This is a genomic window from Sphingomonas caeni, from assembly GCF_026013415.1.
GTDB classification, from domain to species: Bacteria; Pseudomonadota; Alphaproteobacteria; order Sphingomonadales; family Sphingomonadaceae; genus Sphingomonas; species Sphingomonas caeni.
Map to the genome: position 1 here is coordinate 498,328 of NZ_JAPDOK010000001.1, position 24,104 is coordinate 522,431.

Annotated in this window: 25 protein-coding genes; 10 read left to right on the plus strand and 15 right to left on the minus strand. The window is 67.4% G+C overall.

Annotated features, from left to right (window positions below):
- Positions 1–65: 65 nt before the first annotated feature.
- From OF829_RS02720 to OF829_RS02735, 4 genes are read left to right on the plus strand one after another with little or no spacing between them, the layout of a single operon-like run.
- Positions 66–767: a helix-turn-helix transcriptional regulator gene (locus OF829_RS02720; protein ID WP_264938408.1), complete on the plus strand. Its 702-nt coding sequence runs from the start codon at positions 66–68 to the stop codon at positions 765–767.
- Entirely contained in the window at positions 764–1,165 is a 402-nt protein-coding gene (locus tag OF829_RS02725) for a nuclear transport factor 2 family protein (protein WP_406701390.1), read from the plus strand. The genes OF829_RS02720 and OF829_RS02725 overlap by 4 nt, the downstream gene beginning before the upstream one ends.
- A complete protein-coding gene (locus tag OF829_RS02730; protein WP_264938409.1) occupies positions 1,162–1,476 on the plus strand; it encodes a DUF1905 domain-containing protein in 315 nt (104 codons plus the stop codon). Before OF829_RS02725 ends, OF829_RS02730 begins: the two co-directional genes overlap by 4 nt.
- 4 nt (positions 1,477–1,480) lie before the next feature.
- The gene (locus tag OF829_RS02735; RefSeq protein WP_264938410.1) at positions 1,481–2,377 is read left to right on the plus strand and encodes a serine hydrolase domain-containing protein; all 897 of its coding nucleotides are present in this window, start codon (positions 1,481–1,483) and stop codon (positions 2,375–2,377) included.
- Here OF829_RS02735 and OF829_RS02740 read toward each other — a convergent pair.
- Complete coding sequence (locus OF829_RS02740) at positions 2,359–3,018, minus strand: hypothetical protein (protein ID WP_264938411.1); 660 nt, start codon at positions 3,016–3,018, stop codon at positions 2,359–2,361. The genes OF829_RS02735 and OF829_RS02740 overlap by 19 nt on opposite strands.
- The gene (locus tag OF829_RS02745; RefSeq protein WP_264938412.1) at positions 3,015–3,485 is read right to left on the minus strand and encodes a DUF1801 domain-containing protein; all 471 of its coding nucleotides are present in this window, start codon (positions 3,483–3,485) and stop codon (positions 3,015–3,017) included. The genes OF829_RS02740 and OF829_RS02745 overlap by 4 nt, the downstream gene beginning before the upstream one ends.
- A 144-nt stretch (positions 3,486–3,629) precedes the next feature.
- Here OF829_RS02745 and OF829_RS02750 point away from each other — a divergent pair, with 144 nt between their 5' ends.
- Positions 3,630–4,388, plus strand: coding sequence for a hypothetical protein (locus OF829_RS02750; RefSeq protein ID WP_264938413.1), 759 nt, complete (start codon positions 3,630–3,632; stop codon positions 4,386–4,388).
- 200 nt (positions 4,389–4,588) lie between these two features.
- Here OF829_RS02750 and OF829_RS02755 read toward each other — a convergent pair whose 3' ends face one another.
- The gene (locus OF829_RS02755; RefSeq protein ID WP_264938414.1) at positions 4,589–5,965 is read right to left on the minus strand and encodes a helix-turn-helix domain-containing protein; all 1,377 of its coding nucleotides are present in this window, start codon (positions 5,963–5,965) and stop codon (positions 4,589–4,591) included.
- Between the two features lie 256 nt (positions 5,966–6,221).
- Here OF829_RS02755 and aceA point away from each other — a divergent pair, with 256 nt between their 5' ends.
- Both aceA and OF829_RS02765 read left to right on the plus strand, forming a co-directional pair.
- Positions 6,222–7,505, plus strand: coding sequence for an isocitrate lyase (gene aceA, locus OF829_RS02760; RefSeq protein ID WP_264938415.1), 1,284 nt, complete (start codon positions 6,222–6,224; stop codon positions 7,503–7,505).
- Positions 7,506–7,517: 12 nt separating this feature from the next.
- Entirely contained in the window at positions 7,518–7,673 is a 156-nt protein-coding gene (locus OF829_RS02765; protein WP_264938416.1) for a hypothetical protein, read from the plus strand.
- A gap of 126 nt (positions 7,674–7,799) precedes the next feature.
- On the opposite strand, the gene OF829_RS02770 is transcribed toward OF829_RS02765, so the two are convergent.
- On the minus strand, positions 7,800–9,236 hold the full coding sequence (locus OF829_RS02770) for an MFS transporter (RefSeq protein ID WP_264938417.1): 1,437 nt from the start codon (positions 9,234–9,236) through the stop codon (positions 7,800–7,802).
- 143 nt (positions 9,237–9,379) lie between these two features.
- Between OF829_RS02770 and OF829_RS02775 the strand changes: the two genes are divergently transcribed.
- Together OF829_RS02775 and OF829_RS02780 are read left to right on the plus strand one after the other, a co-directional pair.
- On the plus strand, positions 9,380–10,525 hold the full coding sequence (locus OF829_RS02775; RefSeq protein ID WP_264938418.1) for an acyl-CoA dehydrogenase family protein: 1,146 nt from the start codon (positions 9,380–9,382) through the stop codon (positions 10,523–10,525).
- A 125-nt stretch (positions 10,526–10,650) separates the two neighbouring features.
- Entirely contained in the window at positions 10,651–11,439 is a 789-nt protein-coding gene (locus OF829_RS02780) for an SDR family oxidoreductase (RefSeq protein ID WP_264938419.1), read from the plus strand.
- On the opposite strand, the gene OF829_RS02785 is transcribed toward OF829_RS02780, so the two are convergent.
- A complete protein-coding gene (locus OF829_RS02785) occupies positions 11,436–11,750 on the minus strand; it encodes a hypothetical protein (protein ID WP_264938420.1) in 315 nt (104 codons plus the stop codon). The genes OF829_RS02780 and OF829_RS02785 overlap by 4 nt on opposite strands.
- A 62-nt stretch (positions 11,751–11,812) precedes the next feature.
- On the minus strand, positions 11,813–14,074 hold the full coding sequence (locus OF829_RS02790) for an NADP-dependent malic enzyme (protein WP_264938421.1): 2,262 nt from the start codon (positions 14,072–14,074) through the stop codon (positions 11,813–11,815).
- A 125-nt stretch (positions 14,075–14,199) separates the two neighbouring features.
- Between OF829_RS02790 and mutS the strand changes: the two genes are divergently transcribed.
- Positions 14,200–16,779, plus strand: coding sequence for a DNA mismatch repair protein MutS (gene mutS, locus OF829_RS02795; protein WP_264938795.1), 2,580 nt, complete (start codon positions 14,200–14,202; stop codon positions 16,777–16,779).
- A 2-nt stretch (positions 16,780–16,781) separates the two neighbouring features.
- Here the strand turns inward: mutS and OF829_RS02800 are convergent, their stop codons facing one another.
- From OF829_RS02800 to OF829_RS02840, 9 genes are all read right to left on the minus strand, one after another.
- Positions 16,782–17,084, minus strand: a complete 303-nt coding sequence (locus OF829_RS02800; protein ID WP_264938422.1) for a hypothetical protein — start codon at positions 17,082–17,084, stop codon at positions 16,782–16,784.
- Between the two features lie 108 nt (positions 17,085–17,192).
- Complete coding sequence (locus OF829_RS02805; protein ID WP_264938423.1) at positions 17,193–17,951, minus strand: Stf0 family sulfotransferase; 759 nt, start codon at positions 17,949–17,951, stop codon at positions 17,193–17,195.
- A gap of 522 nt (positions 17,952–18,473) precedes the next feature.
- Positions 18,474–18,623, minus strand: coding sequence for a hypothetical protein (locus tag OF829_RS02810; protein WP_264938424.1), 150 nt, complete (start codon positions 18,621–18,623; stop codon positions 18,474–18,476).
- 47 nt (positions 18,624–18,670) lie between these two features.
- On the minus strand, positions 18,671–19,438 hold the full coding sequence (locus OF829_RS02815) for a class I SAM-dependent methyltransferase (RefSeq protein ID WP_264938425.1): 768 nt from the start codon (positions 19,436–19,438) through the stop codon (positions 18,671–18,673).
- Positions 19,439–19,497: 59 nt separating this feature from the next.
- Complete coding sequence (locus tag OF829_RS02820; protein ID WP_264938426.1) at positions 19,498–20,043, minus strand: hypothetical protein; 546 nt, start codon at positions 20,041–20,043, stop codon at positions 19,498–19,500.
- A gap of 60 nt (positions 20,044–20,103) precedes the next feature.
- Positions 20,104–20,532 carry a hemerythrin domain-containing protein gene (locus tag OF829_RS02825; protein WP_264938427.1) on the minus strand — a complete coding sequence of 143 codons (429 nt, stop codon included), beginning with the start codon at positions 20,530–20,532 and terminating at the stop codon, positions 20,104–20,106.
- Between the two features lie 150 nt (positions 20,533–20,682).
- Complete coding sequence (locus OF829_RS02830; protein WP_264938428.1) at positions 20,683–21,825, minus strand: glycoside hydrolase family 5 protein; 1,143 nt, start codon at positions 21,823–21,825, stop codon at positions 20,683–20,685.
- A gap of 11 nt (positions 21,826–21,836) precedes the next feature.
- A complete protein-coding gene (locus OF829_RS02835) occupies positions 21,837–22,949 on the minus strand; it encodes a glycoside hydrolase family 5 protein (RefSeq protein ID WP_264938429.1) in 1,113 nt (370 codons plus the stop codon).
- 26 nt (positions 22,950–22,975) lie between these two features.
- The gene (locus OF829_RS02840) at positions 22,976–24,007 is read right to left on the minus strand and encodes a glycoside hydrolase family 5 protein (protein ID WP_264938430.1); all 1,032 of its coding nucleotides are present in this window, start codon (positions 24,005–24,007) and stop codon (positions 22,976–22,978) included.
- Positions 24,008–24,104 lie beyond the last annotated feature (97 nt).

Here is a 24,104-nt window from a genome sequence, read left to right on the forward strand (position 1 = left end):
GAGGCTGGACCTACTGCCATGCTGCTGCCAGCATGGTGTCAGCAGCATGGCAGTAGGGTCTCGAAATGCGCAAAGCCGATCGCCTCTTCCAGATCGTCCAGATCCTCCGCCGCACCAGCCGGCCGGTCACCGCCGACGCGATCGCCGAGGAGCTCGAGACCTCGAAGCGCTCGGTCTATCGCGACATCGCCGCGCTGATCGGCCAGCGCGTGCCGGTCCGCGGCGAAGCAGGGGTCGGTTATGTCCTCGAGGGCGGGTTCGACCTGCCGCCGCTGATGCTCACCGCCGACGAGATCGATGCCGTCGCGCTCGGCGTTCACTGGGTCGCCGGCCATGCCGATCCGGCGCTCGCCCGCGCCGCGCGCGATGTGCTCGCCAAGATCGAAAGCGTGCTGCCCGAGGAGCTGCGCCCCTGGCTCGGCGACCCGGCGGTGCGCACCGTACCCAGCTGGGAAAGCCTTCCCGACGGCCTCGATCCGGCCCAGCTCCGCCGCTGGATCCGCGCCGCCAGGAAGCTGCGCCTCGATTATGCCGACGAGAAGGGCGCGGTGACCACGCGCACCGTCTGGCCGCTGCTGATCGGCTATCTCGACGCGCGCCGCATCCTGGTCGGCTGGTGCGAGCTCCGACAGGACTATCGCAGCTTCCGCCTCGACCGCATCCGCGCCGCCGATTTCCTCGACGACCCCATTCCCGGCCGCCCCGCCCATATGCGCGCCGAATGGCTCAAGCGCGTCCAGCGCGAACATGATAGGGAAACGCGATGACCGCCCCCCTGAACGCGCAAGCCGAACTCGCCATCCGCATGGCGCGCGCCGCCTTCAACCGCGCGCTGGCCCAGGCCGATCTCGCCGCGATCCGCCCGATTCTCGCCCCCTATGCCGTGGTCGTCACCGGCACCGACAGCGCCGTCCGCACCGATCGCAAGGCGCAGCTCGATATCTGGAAGGCGAACTTCGCCTCCCCCGACCGCGCCATCTACACCCGCACCCCCGACACCATCACCGTCTCCCCCGTGGAGCCCATTGCGATGGAGCATGGCCATTGGCAGGGCGTCACCGCGGCCAGCGGCGAGGTCTTCGCCTCGGGCGTCTACACCGCCAAGTGGCGCCAGACCGGCACGGACTGGGTGATCGAGGCCGAACTCTATCTGACGCTGGCATGACCGAGATCTTCGCCGATATCACCTTCGACGCCGAAGTCATCGAATGGCGCGGCCCCTCGCCCTTCTACTTCGCCGCCGTCCCACCCGAGCATATCGGCGAAATCCGCTACGCCGCGCAGATGGCGAGCTATGGCTGGGGCGTGGTCCCGGTGGAGGCGGAGGTGCGCGGCGTCATCTTCCGCACCTCGCTCTTCCCCAGAGACGGCGGTTATCTCCTGCCACTCAAGGACAAGGTGCGGCGCGAGGCCGGGATCGTGCCCGGCGGCTCTCTCCATATCCGCATGCGGGTCACCGGCCCGCGTCCAGGCTGAGCCCATGCGCGTCGTATCGATCCGTCCGGCATCCGGTCCCGCCACGGGCAGCGATGGCAGCGCCGATCTGCCCTGGTGGAGCTTCGGCAAGACCATTCTCGCGATCGCGGCGCTGCGGCTCGTCGAGATGGGCCAACTCCAGCTCGACACCCCCATCGCGGACAAGCCCTATACGCTGCGGCAATTGCTTCAGCACCGCTCCGGGCTCGGCAATTATGGCAGGCTCGCCGACTATCACCGCGCCGTCGCCGCCGGCGAGCCGCACTGGCCGGTCGCCGAGCTGCTCCGCCGCACCGCGGGCGATCGATTGCGCTACGCGCCCGGCACCGGCTGGCTCTATTCGAACCTCGGCTATCTCGAGATCCGCCGCCTCATCGAGCAGGCAAGCGGCCTGGCGTTGGGCGCGGCGCTCCACGATCTCGTCCTCGCCCCCGCCGGCGCCCAGCGCGCCCGGATCGCCAACGCTCCCGACGATCTCCACGACGTCGAAATGGGTGGACAAATCTATGACCCCGGCTGGGTCTATCACGGCCTGATCGTGGGTCCGCTCGACGACGCGACCCTGGTCCTCCACCGTCTCCTGTCCGGCGCATTGCTGTCCCCCGCGATGCTGGAGGCGATGCGCACCGCGCACCCGCTGCCCGAGCATCGCAGCGCCGCGCTGACCGATCCCGGCTATGGACTCGGCCTGATGACCAACCGGACCGCGGCGGGCGCGCGCATCGCGGGCCATGGCGGCAGCGGCCCCGGCAGCAATGTCGCTGTCTTCGTGCTCGAACGCGGGGAGGGCGTGGCGACGGGCGCGATCTGGAGCACGGACGACTCCCCCGAAACGCTCGAAGCTCAAATCATCGCGATGCTCGAAAACCCCGCCCCGGAACTTCAATCTCCCACCAGATAGTCCGCGACGCTGTAGCAATGACTCGCCTGATAGGCGTTACGCCCCCGGTTCATATGCGTCAGATTGAAGGTCCGAATGGCGCGCAGCGCGCGCGGGGCCGCGAGGAACTCGCGGATCGACGCGGCGCCCCGCACATTGATGCCGAACATGTCCGCGCCGCGCGGGAAGAAATGACCGACATCTTCCGGAGTCGTGACGCACTGCTCGGGAAAACCCTCATCCAGATGGCCCGGGATGGGGGTGCCGTCGGCGGTGAAATCGGAAAGATGGAGGATGAATCTCGCGCTTATGTCCTCGCCATCGGCATAGAGCGTAAAAAGCTCCATCCAGCTCGCGCTGACGCGGACAAGGGGCTTGTCGGAGGTCGAGGGCAGGCACGAGACCGACCAATAATAGCGCTCGGTCCTGCGCGGCATGGGGATGCAGCTTTGGCCGTAACGGGCGAGAATCTCCAGAACGTCCTGCGCCTGCGGACGACGAAGAAATTTCTGGAAGCGCGCGGCATATTTGAACCGCAGTTCGAGCGACTCCGATCGCTCGTCGGCATCGCGCAAGTCCGCCCTCCCCTCGATCCAGTCGCGCTGCCGGCCAAGGCTCACAAAGGCGCGCACCCCGGTGGCGCTGGGGGGATTCGCGCTCATTTCAGCAATCCGAACCGGATAATCTCTTCGAGCACGTCGATATCGATATCGCCCAGGGCCCTGAACTTGATGCAATAGCCGGTCACGCTCGCCTTCCCCAGCCGCTCGCCATAGGTTTCAGCCAGGTATTTCTTGTCCTCGATGCCCATGACGTAGATCGAGATTCCGGTCGTATTGCCGCTCAGGCCGATCCGGTAAAACTCCCTGGTCTTCCCGCCGGCATAGTGGATCAGCTGCGATCCATAGCCGATGTTCGGATTGGAAACGACCTTCCCGCTTTCGTCCCTGCCATCGAGGTACCAGAGCCTGGATGCCGGTGCGATGCCGAGGATGAGACGGTGCAGTGCGCGCATTTCATCGCGTTTCGGCTCGGCCTGGCCGGCAATACAGCCCTCGATCTGCTCCGCTACGTCCATGCTGGAGTCCCCTTTTCCCGCCGTCACCGCGCCGGGCGCGGTGACGCCCACACCATACTCGATCGCCCGCGAATCCGAATGGCGCCTGCCCGGCCTCGCATTCGCTCACCCGCGTCGCCCGCGCGCAGGCGCCATGCCTTGACAATCCTGCCTTCCCTCTCTCCATCTCGGTTCCGGGAAGAGGGGGGATGGGGCATGTCGGGCACGGACACGGCGCCGCGGGTTTTCGCGCCGCATCATCGGCACGATCGGACCATGATCGCGGCGGTCGTCCTGGCGATCTGGCTGGCGATCGTGCTCGGCTTCGGACTCGATCTCGTCGAGCGCGCCCGCAACCACGCGCTGGACTTCGCGCTGGTCGTCCACCTGCACGTCATCGCCTATACCGGCTGGCTGGTGCTGTTCGCGGCACAGGCATGGCTGGTGCGCACCGGCCGCGTCGCCTTGCACCGGCGGCTGGGGCTCGCCGCACTGATCCTGCTGCCGGCGATGCTCCTGCTCGGCCCGGCCACCGCCTATTTCGGGGTCGCCAACAATCCCTACATGCCGGACAAGTGGATCGCCTGGCTGAGCGTCAATTTCACCAACGCGCTGGGGGCGATCGTGCTGCTCGCTGCGGGCTTGCTGATGCGCCGCGATCCCGCCGCGCACAAAAGGCTGATGGTGATGGGCACGATCGCCTTGACCGAGCCGGGCTTCAGCCGGATCTGGCTGGCATCTCTCGAGGCCAGCCTCGGGCAGGGCTATGTGCCCTTCTATTTCGCCACCTATATCGGCACCCTCGTGCTGGTGATCGCGGTCGGGGCCTATGATCTCGCGACGCGGCGGCGGCTCCACCCCGCCTATATCGCCGCCGCGCTGTGGATCTTCGCGAACGAGGCGCTCGCGGACTGGCTGTTCCATCAGCCCTTCTGGCTGGCCGCGATGAAGGCGATGACCGGGCACCCGGCCTAGGACGGATCGACATTCAGCACTCGTGACTCCCCTCCCTGCAAGGGAGGGGCAGGGGGTGGGTGGCGAGCGCAGCGAGCGCTTCGAAACGTCGCGGAAAAAGAAAAGGCCGGGCATCGAACCCGGCCTTTTCTAACCCATCCCTAACCCCTCCCTTGCAGGGAGGGGAATCCCGAATGTCGATACAACCCCGCCCCCGCCTCTCAATCCCCCGCGAACCCGAACGGCGTCAGCCCGGTCTCGCGCTCGCTCACCACCATCGCGCGGCCCGCGGGCGCCGCCGATCGCTGCGGGCAATCGGGCCGGGTGCACGCGCGGCACCCGAGCCCGATCGGCACCGCGCCGCCGCCCAGGTCCATCCCGCGCGCCGCCGCCAGCGTGCCGGCATCCTTCGCCGCCACCCCCAGCGCAATCGCGAACCGCGCCCGCACGCCCCCGGCGCGCGAACCCTGCGGCTGGACGGTGCGCGACAGGGTCAGCCAGCGCGTTCCATCCTCCAGATCGGCCAGCTGGCTCCCCAATTCCCCCGCTCGCTCGAACGCATCGAACACGCCCCAGAGCGGGCATACCCCCGGCGCTTCCGCCAGCGCCGATCCGCTCGCCCCCGAATAGCGCTTCGAGACCTGCCCGGCGCGGTCGAGCCGCAGCATGAAGAAGGGCAGCCCGCGCGCGCCCACGCGCTGCAGGGTCGTCAGCCGGTGCGCCACCTGCTCGTAGCCCGCGCCGAAGCGCCGCATCAGCAGCTCGATGTCATACCCCGTCGCCTCGCACGCCCGCAGGAAGCGCGCATAGGGCATCACCAGCGCCGCCGCGAAATAGCCGGTCAGATGCCGCCGGTAGAGGCGCTCCCCCACCCGGTCCAGCTCGGCGCCGCGCACCAGGCCATCGATCTCGCCGCGCGCCTCCTCGGCCAGCTGCTGCGCCAGTGCGAAGCTGCGCGACGAGGCGTCGAGCAGTTCGGAGAGCTGCAACTGCCGCGCATGGAGATCGAGCCGCTTGAGCCGGTCGGGCATCACCTCGACCGGCAGGATCCGCACCGAGAGCTGGTGTTTGACCCGCAGCCGCTCCGCCATCGCACTGTAGAGATCGCCCGATCCCAGCCGCAATTCGTCCGCCAGCGCTTCGGCCGCGGCGTCGAGGTCGGCGAAATGATTGCGCCACCGCTCGATCTCGCGCCGCACCGAACCGGAGGGATCGGGCGTCTCCGCCGCGGCCGGACCGCCGCCCATCCGGTCATAGGCGCGTGCGAACGCCTCTGCCCCGCCCGGCGCCCCGGCCAGCCATTCCTCGACCTGCGCCCGGTCGACCTCGAGATCGGCGAACATCGGATCGGCCAGCCGCCGCCGGATCGCCTCGGCGCCGCCGCCGGGCTCGCTCGCGGCAAGCGCGCGCGGATCGAAGTCGAACGTCTCGGCCAGCCGCAGCATCAGCACCGCGGTGATCGGCCGCTGGTTCTTCTCGACCAGGTTCAGATAGGAGGGCGAGATCCCCAGCATCTCGGCCATCGCCGCCTGGGTGAGCGCCGCCCCGCGCCGGAGGCGGCGAACGGCATGTCCGGCGAAGAGCTTCTGATCGGCCATCAACCCTCGGCCAGTGGGTACGCGGGCGCGAAGACCTCGCACCACACCTTGGGACTCGCGCCGGGGGACGCGGGAGGCAGGGGGAGGCCTTCGCTGACGCCTTCATGGCAGCGCCGATTACTCATGTAAAGAAAATTACATCACGACAGAAAAGCGGCCGCCAGAGGTGACAGCCAGACCCCCTAAACACCCCATACCCCCTAACTTTCCTAACTTTCGGCGCGTATCCGGCTCACATCTGTAAAGGAGCCGACACATGACCACCGCCTTCGAAGACCTGATCCCCGCCCCCAAGGGCCGCTTCGAGGGTATCGTCCGTCCCTACACCGCGGAGGACGTGGCCAAGCTCCGCGGCTCCTTCCCGATCGAGCACACGCTGGCCCGCAAGGGCGCGCTCAAGCTGTGGGAGCTGCTCCGGACCGAGCCCTATATCAATTCGCTCGGCGCCATGTCTGGCAACCAGGCGATGCAGCAGGTCCGCGCCGGCCTCCAGGCGATCTACCTCTCGGGCTGGCAGGTCGCGGCCGACGCCAACACCGCGAGCTCGATGTATCCCGACCAGTCGCTGTATCCTGCGAACGCAGGTCCTGAGCTGTGCAAGCGGATCAACAACGCCCTGCAGCGCGCCGACCAGATCGAGCATTCGGAGGGTGGCGCTACCCGCGACTGGTTCGCCCCGATCGTCGCCGATGCCGAGGCCGGCTTCGGCGGGCCGCTCAACTGCTTCGAGATCATGAAGGCCTATATCGCCGCAGGCGCCGCCGGGGTGCATTATGAAGACCAGCTCGCATCGGAAAAGAAATGCGGGCACCTCGGCGGCAAGGTGCTGATCCCGACCCAGGCGCATATCCGCAACCTCGACAGCGCCCGGCTCGCCGCGGACGTCTGCGGCGTCCCGACGATCATCTGCGCCCGCACCGATGCGGAGTCGGCCAGGCTGATCACCTCGGACATCGACGAGCGCGATCACGAGTTCCTCACCGGCGAGCGCACCGCCGAGGGCTTCTACCGCCTCGAGGACGGCACCGGCGTCGATCACTGCATCAAGCGCGGCCTCGCCTTTGCGAGCCATGCCGACCTGCTGTGGTGGGAGACGTCGAAGCCCAATCTCGACGACGCCCGCCGCTTCGCCGAGGCGATCAAGCGCGAGCATCCGAACAAGATGCTGGCCTATAATTGCTCACCCTCGTTCAACTGGGAGAAGAATCTCGACAAGGACGATATCGCCCGCTTCCAGCGCGAGATCGGGGCGATGGGCTACAAGTTCCAGTTCGTCACGCTCGCGGGCTTCCACCAGCTCAATTACGGCATGTTCGAGCTGGCGCGCGGCTACCGGGATCGGGGCATGGCGGCCTATTCGGAACTCCAGCAGGCCGAGTTCGCCGCCGAAGCCAATGGCTACACCGCGACCCGCCACCAGCGCGAGGTGGGCACCGGCTATTTCGACCTGATCGCGACCATCGCGGCGGGCGGAACCAGCTCGACCACCGCGCTCGCCGAGAGCACCGAAGCCGACCAGTTCAGCAAGCAAGCCGCGTAAAGGAGTAAGGCCATGACCAACGAACCGCAGCGCAGCCGCGCCGTCTTCTCGACCGAGGATTTCCGCCTGATCCGCGAAGCCGTCGGCGCGCACCTCCAGAAGGTCAAGGATTCGCCCGAATCGGTGAAATATTCGAACCTCTATCACCGCCTCGGCCGCGTCGCCTGAGGGGATCTTTGTGGATCGCATTGCGGAAAGCGAAAACCGGTTCCCACTTTTCGCGCAATGCTCACGCCTTTCCTGGGGAGGAAAGGGCGCCCGCCGGAGTTCACGCTCCGGCGGGCGCTTCCCGGTTCAGGCGGAAAGCGCCTCGATCCGCGCTTCATGCTCGGCCTTGCCGAACGGGAAGAAGCGGTAGAGCAATGCCGCCCCCGCCCCCAGCGCGAGGTAGAGCAACGCGAAAATGATCGTCAGATCGTCGATCGTTGCGCCGGGCACCTGGCCGGGCTTCGCGCCCTCGGGAAAGCCCACCGCGGACAGAATCCAGCCCGAGGCGAAGATGCCGATGCCGGTGGTGCATTTCTGGACGAAGAAGGCGCCCGCGAAGAACACGCCCTCGGACCGCCGCCCGGTATGCATCTCCGAATGCTCGACGACATCCGCCATCATCGATGCGCCGAGGATCGTCGAGGAAACGCTGCAGGTGGCGTTGAGCGTGAAGATCGCGAACAGCAACGGCAGCATCACACCGCTGCCCGGATCGGGGAAGAGCCCCGCCAGCCGCAGCAGATAGGGCGCCGCGATCAGGATCGCCGCGCCCGTCATCGTCGTCATCGCCGCCACCGGCTTGCCCACGCGCTTGGCGAAGCGCGGTGCCAGCACGAACGCACCGATCACGCCCACGAACAGCGCCCCCGCCAGGTACATGAAGTCCGCCCCCCGCATCCCCCACACATAGGTGTAGAGATAGTTGGACAGCGAGAAACTGATCCCCTGCGCCGAATAGAAGCAGATTCCCGCCCCCATCAGGATCAGGAAGGCGCGGTTGCGCACCGTCTCGCCCAGTTCGCGAAAATGCCCGCCCACGCTCTGGGGCGCGATCTCGGGTCTGGGCAGATGCTTGATCTCATGGTGCGTGCCCAGCGCCGAGACGAGGATCGCGATCATCATCGCCACCGCCCCGCAGATCGAAAAGCCGATATAGCTCTCCCGGTTGAGCAGCCCCGTCTCCTGCCCGGGATGGGGAGCAAGGAAATAGCCATAGGAGGCGACCAGCATCGCCATGCCGCCCGCCCAGCCGAACAGATAGCGGTACGCCATGATCCGCGTCCGCTCGTCATAATCCGCGGAAAGCTCTGGGCTGAGCGCCTGCGAGGGCACTTCATAGGCCGAGACGGCGCTGCGCACGAGCACCGAGAAGGCGAACACCCAGATCAGCATCGGCCCGTTCGCCAGCGCGGGCGGGTTCCACAGCAGCAGCCATCCGATCGCGATCGGTATCGCCGAGGCGTACATCCAGGGATGCCGCCGCCCCCATTTGCTCCGCGTCCGGTCCGACAGCGTGCCGATCAGCGGATCGATCAGCGCGTCGAGCAGCAGCGCGCACAGGATCGCCAGCCCCACGTCCGACGCGGGCAGCCCTATCACCTGGTTGAAGAAGAAGAGGAGGAAGGTCGAAAAGCCGAAATCCTTGACCCCATACGCCACCGCGCCGAAGCCATAGGCCAGCATCGTCGGTTGCCCGAGCCTGCGGACCGGCGGCAGATTCCCGGCCTCATGCGCCTCGGACATTCCACTCTCCTACTATTCTGGGCGCAGCATGGGAGGGGCCCGGCGTCGCGTCAATCGAAAGCGGTTGGAAGATCGGGTATGGTCTTGCCCGGCGCGCGTGCGGCGGTATAGCGTCACCGCTTCGAACGGAAAGAACGGTGAGGATGGCGCTCGATCCCGAAATCTTCGACACGTTGATCGAGACGATCCGCCGCTTCGTCGCGGAGCGGCTCCGCCCCCTCGAGGCCGCGGTGGAAGAGGCCGACGCGATCCCCGAAGACCTGGTCGAGGAGATGAAGGCGCTCGGTCTGTTCGGCCTGTCGATCGCCGAGGATTATGGCGGGCTCGGCCTCACCATGAGCGAGGAATGCCGCGTCGCGATCGAGCTCGGCCGCACCACCCCCGCCTTCCGCTCGACCTTCGGCACCAATGTCGGGATCGGATCGCAGGGCATCGTCCTCGCGGGCACGCCCGAGCAGAAGGCCGAATGGCTCCCGAAGATCGCCAGCGGCGAGGTCATCTCGAGCTTCGCGCTGACCGAGCCCGATGTCGGATCGGACTCGGGTGCGGTGAAAACCCGCGCGGTCCGGGACGGCGATATCTATCGCATCACCGGCACCAAGCGCTTCATCACCAATGCCGACAAGGCACATGTCTTCACGCTGATGGCGCGCACCGGCGACGAACCCGGCGGGCGCGGCGTCTCCGCCTTCCTCGTCCCCCGCGACCTGCCCGGGCTCAGCATCGGCGAGCCCGAGAAGAAGATGGGGCAGAAGGGCGCCAAGGTCGCGGACGTGATCCTCGACAATGTCGCGGTCCCCGCCAGCCTGCGCCTCGGCGGCGAGGGCGAGGGCTTCAAGATCGCGATGCAGGTGCTCGATCGCGGCCGGCTCCACATCTCGGCGGTCTGCGTCGGCGTCGCCGAGCGGCTGATCGCCGATTGCGTCGCCTATGCCAGCGAGCGCAAGCAGTTCGGCAAGCCGATCGCCGAGCACCAGCTGATCCAGGCGATGATCGCCGATTCCAAGACCGAGGCGCTCGCCGCCAAGGCGCTCGTGCTTCAGACCGCGGCGGCCAAGGATGCCGGCGAGAATGTCGTGATGGAATCGGCCGCGGCGAAGTACTTCGCCAGCGAGATGGTCGGCCGCGTCGCCGACCGCGCCGTCCAGATCTTCGGCGGTGCCGGCTATATCGCCGATTACGGCATCGAACGGCTCTACCGCGACGTGCGGCTGTTCCGGATCTACGAGGGCACCAGCCAGATCCAGCAGCTCATCATTGCGCGGGAAACGATCAAGCGCGGAGGATAATCAAAGCCCTCTCCCCTCCGGGGAGAGGGTTGGGAGAGGGGCAGTCGTCACACAAACAACGGGCCGGGATTAGGGAGACTGCCCCTCTCCCCGGCCCTCTCCCCGATGGGGAGAGGGAGAAGAAGATGGACACCAGCAGCCTGTTCCGCCTCGATGGCCGGATCGCGCTCGTCACCGGCGGCTCGCGCGGGATCGGGCGGATGATCGCCCAGGGCTTCATCGAGTCGGGCGCCAAGGTCTATGTCTCGTCGCGCAAGGCCGAGGCGTGCGAGGAAACCTCGGCCGAGCTCGGCGCCAATTGCATCGCGCTGCCGATGGACATCTCGACGGTCGAAGGCTGCAACGCGCTCGCCGCCGAGCTCGCCCGGCGCGAGAAGCGCCTCGACATCCTCGTCAACAATGCCGGCGCCGCCTGGGGCGCCGCCTTCGGGCAATTCCCCGAAAGCGGCTGGGACAAGGTGATGGACCTGAACGTCAAATCGCCCTTCTTCCTGACCCAGGCGCTCCACGAACTGCTCAAGGCCGGTGCGAGCGCGCGCCAGCCCGCCAAGGTGATCAACATCACCTCGGTCGACGGCCAGCGCGTCAATCCGTGGGAAACCTACAGCTATCAGGCGTCGAAGGCGGCGCTGATCCACCTCACCCGCCGCATGGCCGCGCGGCTGATCCAGGACCAGATCGTCGTCACCTCGCTCGCCCCCGGCGCCTTCCCCAGCGACATGAACCGCGCCGCGCGCGACCATGGCGACGGCGTCGCCAAGCGCATCCCCGCGGGCCGCGTCGGCTATGACGAGGACATGGCGGCGGCGGCGATCTACCTCGCCAGCCGCGCGGGCGACTATGTGGTCGGAGAAACGCTCACCGTCGACGGCGGGCTGGTCAACGCCAGCCTGGCGGGGAGCATCGACGCCTAGCCGAGGTGGCGGTCGCACTCGGCGAGTGCGTCCGCCAGGTCCCATCCGTCGCCGGCCGCGATCATGTAAAGCGCACGCGCATCGCGCCACCGCGCCTTGTCATCGTCGAGCAACGCGCGCAGCCGGACGGTATTGGCGAGCCCGAGCCGGTCGTCGACCTCGCCGCGATACAACCGCTCCGCCTCGTCGAGCGCGGCGCGGGCCGTCTCGGCGTCGCCGGTCTCGCGGGCAAGGTCGCCGACATGGCGCAGGCAATGCGCCAGCTCGGCAGGTTCGGCAGCCAGGCCGGCCGCCTCACGGTAGAACGCCAACGCGCCCGCCGCATCCCCTGCCCGGCGCGCCTCGCGCGCCTGCGACACGAGATCGGCGGCGCTCAGCGCGCAATCCCCCCCGCCGCCAGCACCGCCAACGTCACCAGCTCGCTAGCGGTCGCGGTCATCGGGGCGATCTGCACCGGCTTCTCCATCCCCAGCAGCATCGGCCCGATCGTCGCGTCGCCGCCCAGCTCGCGCAGCAGCTTGGCCGAGATATTGGCCGACTGGAGCCCCGGCATGATCAGCACGTTCGCCGGGCCCGAAAGCCGCGCGAACGGATATTTCGCCAACTGCTTGGGATTGAGCGCGACGTCGGGCGCCATCTCGCCCTCATATTCGAACCCGACATTCTCGCGCGCGTCGAGCACCTTCACCGCGCCCCGCAGATTCTCGAGCCAGCGCCCCGCGGGATTGCCAAAGGTCGAATAGCTGAGAAACGCCACGCGCGGCTCATGCCCCATCCGCCGCGCGACCTGCGCCGCGCCCTCGGCGATATCCGCCAGTTCCTCGGCGGTCGGGCGCTCGTTCACCGTCGTGTCCGCGATGAACACGGTGTGCGACTGGCCGACCATCACATGCACGCCGAACGGCGTCCGGCCCGGCGCGGGATCGATCACGCGGCGCACCTGGCGCAGCGATTCGGCATAGGTACGGGTGACGCCGGTCAGCATCGCATCGGCCTCGCCCAGCTGGAGCAGCAGCGCGCCGAAGATGTTGCGGTCGCGATTGACCATGCGCTCGCAGTCGCGGCGCAGATAACCGCGCCGCTGAAGCCGCTGGTAGAGAAACTCCACCATCTTCGGCACCAGCGGCGAATTGACGCTGTTGTGCAGCTCGAACTCCGCCGGATCGGCGCCGAGCCCAGTCAGCCGCTCATGCACCGATTCGCGCCCGACCAGCACCGGCGTGCCGTAACCGCCCTCCTTGAAGGCGATCGCCGCACGCAGCACCACCTCTTCCTCGGCCTCGGCGAAGATCACGCGCTTCGGGTTCGCGCGCGCGCCCTCATAGGCCAGGCTGAGCACCGACGTGGTCGGATTGAGCCGCGCCTTGAGCGTTTGGCGATACGCCGCCATGTCGGTGATCGGCTTGGTGGCCACCCCCGAATCCATCGCCGCCTGCGCGACCGCGACCGGCACGATCTCCATCAGCCGCGGATCGAACGGCGCCGGGATGATATAGTCGGGCCCGAAGCTGTGGTGCACGCCATAGGCGACCGCGACTTCCTCGGGCACCTGCTGGCGCGCCAGCTCGGCGAGTGCCTTGGCCGCGGCGATCTTCATCGCGTCGTTGATCGTCGTCGCGCGCACGTCGAGCGCGCCGCGGAAGATGAAGGGGAAGCCGAGGACGTTGTTGACCTGGTTCGGATAGTCCGAACGCCCCGTCGCGATGATCGCATCGGGCCGTGCGGCCTTGGCCTCGGGCGGGCTGATCTCGGGATCGGGGTTCGACATGGCAAAGATGATCGGCTTGGGCGCCATCGTCTTGAGCAGCTCCGCCGGCAGCGAATTGGCCGAGGCGAGGCCGAGGAACACGTCGGCATCCTTGAGCGCATCGGCGAGCGTGCGGCGATTGGTCTTCACCGCATGCGCCGATTTCCACTGGTTCATGCTCTCGGTGCGGCCCTGATAGATCACGCCCTTCTGATCGAGCATCAGCAGATTGTCGTGCGGCAGTCCCATCGCCTTGATCAGCTCGGCGCAGGCGATCGCCGCCGCGCCGGCGCCCAGCACCACCACTTTCGCGGTCGAGATGTCGCGGCCCGTCAGATAGAGCGCGTTGATCATTCCCGCCGCGGCGATGATCGCGGTGCCGTGCTGGTCGTCATGGAAGACCGGGATCTTCATGCGCTCGCGAAGCGTCTGCTCGATCACGAAGCATTCGGGGGACTTGATATCCTCGAGGTTGATGCCCCCGAAGCTCGGCTCGAGCAGCGACACGCAATCGATGAAGCGTTCGACATGCTCGGTATTCACTTCGATATCGATCGAATCGACATCGGCGAAGCGCTTGAAGAGCACCGCCTTGCCCTCCATCACCGGCTTGGAGGCCAAGGCGCCCAGATTGCCCAGGCCCAGGATCGCCGTCCCGTTCGAGATCACCGCGACCAGATTGCCCTTGGCGGTATAGTCGTACGCGGCCGCCGGATCCTCCGCGATCGCGCGCACCGGCACCGCGACGCCGGGGGAATAGGCCAGCGCCAGGTCGCGCTGGGTCGCCATCGGCTTCGACGCGACGATCTCGATTTTGCCCGGGCGGCCTTCCGAATGGTACAGTAGCGCCTCGCGCTCTGAGAACTGGACGTTGGCGTCTTCGGACATTGTGCTCTCCCGGGGATCGGCCCTCCCTTAGGGCGGACTTGTCCCCAAGAAAACCCGCTCCGGCGGTTGATCGGCAAAGCCGTTGCGCTAACCCGGAACAAATGTCCGCCTCCACCGCCACTCCGATGATGCAGCAATATCTGGCGCTCAAGGCGGAGGCCGAGGATTGCCTGCTCTTCTACCGGATGGGCGACTTTTTCGAGCTGTTCTTCGACGATGCCAAGGTCGCGTCCGCAGTGCTCGACATCGCCCTCACCGCCAGGGGGGAGCATGACGGCGACCGCATCCCGATGTGCGGCGTCCCCGCGCATGCGATGGAGGGCTATCTCGCCCGGCTGATCAAGGCCGGCCACCGCGTCGCCATCGCCGATCAGGTCGAAACGCCCGAGCAGGCGAAGAAGCGCGGCGGCTCCAAGGCGCTGGTCGCGCGCGCGGTGATCCGCGTGGTGACCGCCGGCACCCTCACCGAAGAGGCGCTGCTCGACAGCCGCTCGGCGAATTGGTGCGCGGCGATCGGCGAGGCGGGCGGCCAGGTCGCGATCGCCTGCGCCGATGTCTCGACCGGCCGCTTCGAAGTAGTCGAAAGCGATGCCGACCGGGTCGGCGCCGAAGTCGCCCGGCTCAACCCGGCCGAGACCATCGTTTCCGAAGCCTCCTCCTTTGCCGAGCTTTCGACCCTTCAGCGCCCCCGCATCGATTTCGACAGCGGCGCGGGCGAGGCGCGGCTCAAATCGCTGTTCGGCGTGGCGACGCTCGACGGTTTCGGCCAGTTCAGCCGAGCGGCGCTCGCGGCAGCAGGCGGGCTCGCCGCCTATCTCGAACATAATGCAAGGGGCTCGCTCCCCTTCCTCCGCCCTCCGCGCATCACCCGCACCGACGCCTGCATGGCGATCGACGCCGCCACCCGCGAGAGCCTCGAACTCACCATCAGCAGCTCAGGGACGCGCAAGGGCAGCCTGCTCGACAGCGTCGATCGCACCGTCACCGGCGCCGGCGCGCGCCTGCTCGGCAGCGATATCGCAGCACCATTGATGGACAAGGCCGCCATCGAGGCGCGGCTCGATCTGGTCCGCCGCTTCGCCGATGATTCGGGCCTGCGCGACATGGTCCGCGGCCAGCTTCGCGCGCTCCCCGATATCGGCCGCGCGCTCGGCCGCATCGCCGCCGGGCGCGGCTCTCCCCGCGACCTCGGCCAGCTCCGCGACGGGCTCGACGGCGCGTGGCGCCTCGCCGAACGCCTCTCGACCCTCGCTGATAAGCCGGCACTGCTCGCCGGCCTCGTCCCCCAACTCCAGGGCCATGGCGCCCTTATCGACCTGCTCTCCCGCGCGCTCGTGCCCGAGCCCCCGATCGACGCCGACAAGGGCGGATATATCGCGGAAGGCTATGACGCCGCGCTCGACGATCTCCGCGATGCCGGCGCCGGCGGCCGCCGCGTGATCGCCAGCCTCGAGGCCGACTACAGGGCGCGCACCGGCATCGCCTCGCTCAAGATCCGCCATAACGGCGTGCTCGGCTATCATATCGAGGTCCCCGCGCGGAACGCCGACCCGCTGATGAAGCAGGACAGTGGCTTCACCCATCGCCAGACGCTCGCGGGCGTGGTGCGCTTCAACGCCCCGGATCTCCACGAGGCGGCGCTCAAGGTGACCCAGGCCGGCGCCCACGCCCTCGCCGCCGAGGCCGCGCATCTCGAAGAGCTGACCACGCAGGCGCTCGACCGCCGCGAACCCATCGCCGCCACCGCCGACGCGCTCGCCCGGATCGACGTCGCCGCCGCGCTCGCCGAACGCGCCATCGAAGGCGGCTGGACCCGCCCCTCGCTGGTCGATCATGCCTGTTTCGAAGTCGAGGGCGGCCGCCACCCGGTCGTCGAGGACGCCGTCGCCAGATCCGGCGCGCGCTTCGTCGCCAACGACTGCACCCTCTCCGAAGCCTCGCGCCTCTGGCTCGTCACCGGCCCGAACATGGGCGGCAAATCGACCTTCCTGCGCCAGAACGCGCTGATCGCCGTGCTCGCCCAGGCGGGCAGCTATGTCCCCGCCGCGCGCGCCACGCTCGGACTGGTCGACCGCCTCTTCTCCCGCGTCGGCGCCTCGGACAATCTCGCGCGCGGCCGCTCGACCTTCATGGTCGAGATGGTCGAAACCGCCACGATCCTGGCGCAGGCCACCCCGCGCAGCTTCGTCATCCTCGACGAGGTCGGGCGCGGCACCTCCACCTATGACGGCCTCGCCATCGCCTGGGCAGTGGTCGAGGCGATCCATGAGGATAATCGCTGCCGCTGCCTGTTCGCGACGCATTATCACGAGCTCACCCGGCTGGCGGAGCGCTGCGACGCGCTCACCCTCCACCATGTCCGCGCACGCGAATGGAAGGGCGATCTCGTCCTGCTCCACGAGGTGGCCGAGGGCCCGGCTGACCGCAGCTACGGAATCGCGGTCGCCCGCCTCGCCGGCCTGCCCCCCATCACGATCAAGCGCGCCAAGGCCGTGCTCGACAAGCTGGAGGCCGGCCGTGCCAAGACCGGTGGCCTTGCCGCGGGCCTCGACGACCTGCCCCTGTTCGCTGCGACGATGGAAGCCGAAGAAGCAGCCGCCGATCCGCTGCGCACCGAACTCGAGGCGCTGGACGTCGATGCGCTCACGCCACGCGAAGCGCTGGAGTCGCTGTACCGGCTGAAGGCCCTCGCCAACCAGGCCTAGCGTCAGAACATCAGGTCGCGCACCGGCAGCGTTATCGACATTTCGCCGGGCACATCGATCGTATCGCTGATGATATAGTCGCCGTCCGCGAAGACGATGAACGCGATGTGGAAGCCGGCGGTTACGTCGGCCGTGCAGCTCGAATGCGCCGGCGCCGCGCACGCAAAATCGCCATCGACATAGAGATCAGCCGACATCGAACTCCCATTGTCGAGGATCATCTGTCCCATCGGCGCCTCCTGCGCGGCGGCCGCGGCGGGAATCAGCAAGAGCGCAAGCAGCGCGGCAATCGATCTGGCATGCATCGTCGAACCCCTTCGCGCCGCACCCTGCGCTGAAAGGTCCTCGATCGGGATAAGGAATGTTCCGATGGGGAAACTACGAAGTCCCCCATCGTTGCGTTGGCATGGACGTCAGCCCGCACCCTTCACCTCGGCATATTTCTTCGCCCATTCGAGCGCGCCCGCTTCGGACTGCTTCCGCACCGCCGGCACTTCGATCGCGGCGGCGCGGTCGATCTTCACATCGAGGAACCTCGCCACCCGCGTCATCGCAGCCGGAGGATTTGCCACGATATCCTCGTACCACAGCCTGAGCGGCTCGATCCTCAGGTCGCGAAACATCTCTTCCCACGCCGTCCGTTCGGCGTCGATCCGCCGCTCGGCCTCTGCGAGCATTTCGGGCGAAAAGTCGGGGCGGATATTGTCGCCCGTCTCCTGCTCCTGCCGCCACACGCCGGACATCGCCGCGCGCGCGAGCGAGATCGCGTGCGCCACCCGGTCGCGCCGTTCGAGATAGACGATGCGCGGACGCGCCATCACCGCGCTCATCACCGCCTGCATCAGCCCCGGATTTTCCGCCTGCAACACCTCGAGCTGGAGCGGGAAGGCCTTGAAGCCGAACACGCCATTGGGCGAGGTCCGCCGGCGCAGCACGGATCGCCAAGTCTGCGCCTGCAATTCCGGCACGCCATGCGCGAAGCCATAGGGGCCGGCCGCGTCGAAGTTCAGATATTCGAGCGGCGCGCCTAGGCACCCGGTCGCCCACAGCAAATGGCTGAACCAGCTGCTGCCCGTGCGCGGCACCGTCGCGAACAGATAGAAGGTCGAGGGGCTGCCGCAATTGCCGGGAAAGTCGAACTTCCCCTCATATCCCGTTTCGAAATCGAGCATCGATCCTCCGCGCCCGCACCTTCATCCACATGGGCCCCAAATGAAAGAGGCCGCCGGATCCCTTCAGGGACCCGGCGACCTCCGACATGGTCAGCGGCCGGTGTGCTCCAGCCCGGGAGACCAGTCGGGCCGCTTCACTGTGGCGGTGGGCGTTGATTGGAGGAGGATACCTCCCGCGCACCCTATGGACGGAGGGCTTCCGTCCACTGCCTTCAGCTCAGCGGCGCGTCTCCCGAACGAACTGAACCGACCCCATTGCTGAACCATGAGACATCGGATCACCTCCTTTCGCTTGTTAAAACGGCGTACCCTCGCCGGGCACATCAACTGTTTGAATCACCGCGAGTCGCAGAACAAGTCTTGTAATGATTTTTATTTTGGACGATTCTCGCCGCCCTGCGCATTTTGGTTGGCTGCGCCGATTGCGGCACCAGCCCGCTCCCCCACCCGGCCTCCCATAGGCTAGCCTATAGTAAGGGAGGCCGGGTGGGGGAGCGGGCTGGTGCCGACCTTGCCGAAGCATCAGTGCCGCTTGAAATATTGCACCTCGCGCTCGTGCTTTTCCGCGCCCGCGCGCGTGTCGAACGTGCCGAGATTGCGGCGCTTGCCGGTCCTGGGATCGGGTTTGCGCGAATAGAGGCGGTATTCGCCCGATTTGAGCTTTCGGATCATGGCCCATCTCCTCGCGCCGATAACGCGCGAGGAGATGGGCGGGATGCTCAGCGCCGGGGCTTGCGGAAGCGGTAGACGAACCGGTCGGTCCGGCCCCGGATCGCCGGATCGAACACGCCCTTCGAATGATCGTCATCGGCCATGCGCAGCACCTGGCTTTCGGCCTCGAGCACGAAGCCCGCCGCGGTGAAATCGGCCTTCACCACCGCCGGATCGATCCGGTGATATTTCTCGACCGTCGCGCGCGCGTCCCCGGGCAGCGCGACATGGTCGATCACGCCCACGATCCCGCCCGGCTTGGTCGCAGCGAACAGGGTCCGCACGAACCCCGACGGATCCATCCGCGGCACCTTGTACTGCGCGCTCTCCCAATAGAGATCGTGATAGACGAGGTGGAGCAGGGTGAAGTCGAGGCTGTTCGGCGCCGCCGCGAACTGGTCCCACGGATAGGGCGTCAGGCTGACATTGGGCGCACGTCCGGTCAGCGCCGCCCACAACGCCTTGGCCTTGTCATTTTCGTAGAACTGGCTGGGCTCGAACGCGATCACCTTGCCCTTGGGGCCAACGATCCGCGCCATGATCTCGCTGTAATAGCCCGCCCCGGCCATCACGTCCGCGGCGGTCATCCCCCTCCTGAGCCCCAGGAACTGGAGCACCGCGGCGGGCTTGCGGCCGGCGTCGAGCTTGATCTGATCGTCGGGCCGGCCCGGCGCCGAAACGGCGGCGGCATAGTCCGCGGCTTTCTGCGCGAGCGCAGGGGTGGTGGTGACGCACATCGCCGCGCCGATCAGCGCGGCCTTGATCCAGTGACGCATCGAATCCTCCGATTAGCAATATGCGCATCCTGCGCCATTGCCCCGTAACGATCAAGCGATCAGCGGCAATCCTCGATGACGCGCAGGATTTCGCCCCAGGCGGGGATCACCAGAGGCGGCAGCCCCGCGCCCTCGATCACAAAGCGCCCGCGGCTGAACCCCATCGCGTCGAGCAGCGGATCGCGCGGGGCGAATTCGATCGCGAGATAGGGCGGCGTCCCCCCGGTCGGCTGCGCGGCGATGCTGCGCAGCGTGCTGCTCGTCCGGATGGTGAGCGCGCCGCTCCCCTCGCCGCGCCGCGAGAGGTAGATGCGCCCACGCGCCGTGTCGCAGCGCAGGGTCAGATCGGCCTCCCCGCCCAGCGGCCCGAACAGCGCGATGCTGCCGCGTGCATCCTGGCGATAGACCCAGCTTCCCGGCGTCATGGGCCAGTCGCGCCAATCGGCAGCCACCGGTGTGGGAGTCGGCGTCGGCGCGGGGGCAGGCCGCGGGACGGGCGTCGGCGTCGGGATCGGCACCGGCCGCGCCGGTTCGGGCGCAGGCGGCGCGGCGCACGCGGCGATCGTCAGCAGGGCGGAAAGGGCAAGCAGGGACCGGTTACGCATCGCCCTGTTATGCGGGATGCGGCGGTCCGGCTCAACCGCGATCCGGCTCGGGCGTGGAATTCAGGCGGCGCGGCGCCGCGCGGCGATCCGCTCGGCATGGGCATAGAGTTCGCTTTCCTCGCATTCGATCCGCGCGAGGATCCTGCCCATCATCGTCTCGGTATCGGCGCGAAAGCCGATCCAGTTGCGGTTGATGCGATCGACGGGCCAGTCCGAGATATAATGGGCGAACGCCGCGCCCAGCGCGCCGAATTCCTGCCGGTAGCGCCAGGCGAGCGCCGTCGCGGCGGCGTCGCCCGAGGCGAGCAGCCGGTCATAGACGCTGCGGTCCTCGGCCGCGCAATGATCGAGCAACGCCTGCGCCATCCGCCAGCGGATCCCCGCGATCGCGGCCGCGTCGGCCACCCGCCCGGCGACGATCGCCAGCATCTGCCCGGCCAGTGCCTCGAGCTTGCGATGCTCATCATACAGTTCGCGAATCGTCGCCATCGTTGCCTACGCCACGCATACTTGATCTAGATCAAACTATGCACGGCAGCCATGGTTCCGGCCATTCCGTAATATCCCCAGTTACGGGTCCGTAATTTCCCTCATCATGCCCCGAAAAGGCGCAGTAACCGAAAGGTGTCTGCGGCGTTTCTAAAGTGTCGTCGTGGTCTTGATGGCGTCAACCATACCCGGCAACCAATCGCCGGTCTGGTCGCGTAGTCGAAAGGTATTGGTATAGCCCCAGGCGCAGCTCTGCACCCCGATCGATGCATAGGCGGACGTGATCTGGCGATAGTAGAGAATACGCTGGGCAAGCGGGATGCCGGTATCGTCGATCGCGCCATATTCGCCGACAAAGGGCACCCGGCCGGTGCGCGCGATATAGTCGCGCACCTTCTGCAGATTGGCGTCGAGCTCGCTATAGTCGGCGGCGCTGCCGAACACGCGCCCGAGCGGCGGCGTGGGCGTCACCCAGGTCGCGCCCTGATGGGTGAAGTTGAACGGATCATAGGTGTGGATCGTCGGCACGATATAGGGATCCGCCGGGAGAGCGAGCGTCGCGAGCGAATTGACCCCGCTCCAGTCCTGCCCGCCCTGGATGATCGGCCGCGTCGGATTGGTCGCGCGGATCGCCGCGATCGCCGGGGTGGTCACCGTGACCAGGTTCGCGTTGGTCAGGCTGCCATGCGGCTCGTTGATCAGCTCGAACCACACGGTCGACGGCGCCGATGCGAACGCCACCCCGATCTGCCGCCACATCTCGGTAAACCGCACCGTATTTGCGCTCGGATCGGCAAACAGCTCGTCGAAATTGTGCATGTCGACGATCACGTTGAGCCCCGCCAGGCTCGCCGCATCGGCGACGTGACGCGCCCGCGCCATGAAGGTCGCGTCGATCGTATAGGGCGCGCCCGTCATCGCATGGCCCGAGAACCAGACCGGCACGCGGATCGTATCGAAGCCCGCATTCCTGATGATCGTGAAATCGCCGTCGACGATCGCGCGGCCCCAGCTCCCCTCGTTCGGCTGCGCCTCGAGCATATTGCCCATGTTGACGCACTTGCCCACGGGCAGGTGGATCCCCGTGGTCGGCACCGCCGCCGCGGTGGGCGTATAGGTCGGCGTCGGAGTGGGCGTGGGTGTGGGTGTCGGCGTGGGCGTCGGAACCGGCGTGGGAGTCGGGGTCACGATCACCGGACCGCCGCCACCCCCACCCGAATAGCCGCCAGCCCCGCCGCTGCACGCCGCCAGCGCCATCGCCGCCATGCTTGGGATCAGCATCGCCTTCATCATACGCACTCCTCTCAACCCGGCGGCAGCGTCGTCGTGGTGACGATCGCATCGGCGATCCCCGGCTCCCAACCCGTGGCGTCGCGCCAGAGATGGAAGGTGTTGGTATAGCCCCAGGCACACCCCTGGATCCCGATCGACGCGAAGGCCGAGGTCACCATCCCGTAATAGGTGACGCGCGCCGCATTGGGCTTGCTCTCATGCGCGCCGATCTCGCCCGCAAAGGGCACGCGGCCGGTGGCGGCCATATAGTTGGTCAGCTTGGTCAGCACCGCGCGCAGATCGGTCACGTCCTGCGCCGTCCCGAAATCGGTGCGCGTCGCCGGGGTCATCCACGGCGCGGTGTCGAAGCCGAAATTGGCCGGATCATAATAATGGAAGGTCGGCACCACATTCGCGTCGGACGGATAGGTGGTGGTCAGCATCGAATCGAGCGACGCGTAATCGGGGCCGTCGATCACCACCTTGCGCGTCGGATTGCTCGCCCGCACCGCCGCCAGCGCCGGGTTCTGCACCGTCAGCAAATTGCTCGCCCTGAAATTGTCGTGCGGCTCGTTGATCAGCTCGAAATAGACGCTCGCGGGCTGCCCCTGGAACGCCACTCCGATCTGCCGCCACAGCTCGGTGAAGCGCGTGGTGTGGCCCGAAGGATCGGCGAACAGCTCCTCATAATGGTGCATGTCGATGATCACCGCGAGATTGTTCGCCACCGCCAGATCGACGACATGCTTCACCCGCGCCATGAAGGTCGCGTCGATCGTATAGGGCGCGTTCGCCAGCGCGTGCGCCGAGAAGCGCACCGGCAGCCGGATCGCGGTGAAGCCCTTGTCCTTGATCCGCGTGATGTCCGCGTCCTGGATGCCGCGTCCCCAATCGCCCTCATTGGGCGCCTCGAGCTGGTCGGACATGTTGACGCACTTGCCGAGCCGCAGCGTCGCGCCGGTGGTCGGCGTCGCCGCGGCGGCGGCGGTGAAGGTCGCGCTCGGGGTCGGCGTGGGTGTCGGCGTTGGAGTCGGTACCGGCGTGGGCGTCGGCGTGACGATCACCGGCCCGCCGCCGCCGCCGCCACCCGAATAGCCACCCCCACCGCCGCCGCACCCGGTCAGCGCCAGCGCCGCCACACTCACCGATATCCCCAGGCCACGCATAGCGATCACTCCGGCAAGGTTGTGGTGGTCATCATCCCGTCCGCGATGCCCGGCTCCCAGCCGCTGCCGTCGCGGTAGAGCTGGTGGGTATTGGTGTATCCCCAGGCGCAGCTCTGCACGCCGATCGAGGCGAAGGCCGCGGTGTTAACGCTGTAGAAGTTCGCGCGTTGCGCCACCGCACGCGCCTCGTTCGCGCCCAGCTCGCCGACGAACGGCACCCGGCCGGTGCGCTTCATCCAGGCCTGCACCTTCCCCAGCACGCCACGCAGCTCGGCGATGTCGGCGGCATTGCCCCAGGTCTCGCGCACCGGCGGGTTCATCCAGGGCGCCTTGTCGAACCCGAAATTGGCGGGATCGTACCAGTGGAAGGTCGGCACGATATACGGGTCGTCGGGAAAACTGGTTGTGATCATCCCGTCGAGCGAGGCCCAGCCGGGTCCGTCGATCACCACCGGCCGGGTCGGGTTGCTCTCGCGCACCGCCGCCAGCGCCGGCCCCTGCACCGCCCACAGATTCGATCCGTCGAACCTGTCGTGCGGCTCGTTGATCAGCTCGAAATAGACCGTCGCGGGCGCATCCTTGAACGCGACGCCGATCTGCCGCCACATGCCCGCCAGCCGCGCGGTATGGCCGGCAGGATCGGTGAACAGCTCCTCATAATGATGCATGTCGACGATCACCGACATGCCATTCGCCGTCGCCAGGTCGGTGATGTGCCTCACCCGCTTCATGAAGGCCGGATCGATCGCATAGGGCGCGGTCAGCCGGGCATGGGTCGAAAAGCGCGCGGGCAGCCGGATTCCGGTGAAGCCCTTCGACTTGAGATTGACGATATCCGAATCGCGGAAGCCCCGGCCCCATTGGCCCTCCTGCGGCGCCTCGAGCATGTTCGAGATGTTGACGCATTTCCCGAGCCGCAGCGTCGCGCCCTTGGCCGGCACCGCCGCCGGCGCAGGGGTGAAGGGCCCCGCGGCCTGAGCGGCGCTCGCACAAACCAGTCCCGCCAGCGCCAGGCCGGCCAAGATCCGCGGACCCATAATCTCTCCCCTGTCCGGCGCTGTGCCGCGCCTGTCCTGTCAACGTTGACGGTTTGCACTGGCGGGCGCAGTTTGCGCAAGCGAATGTTCGTTGCTG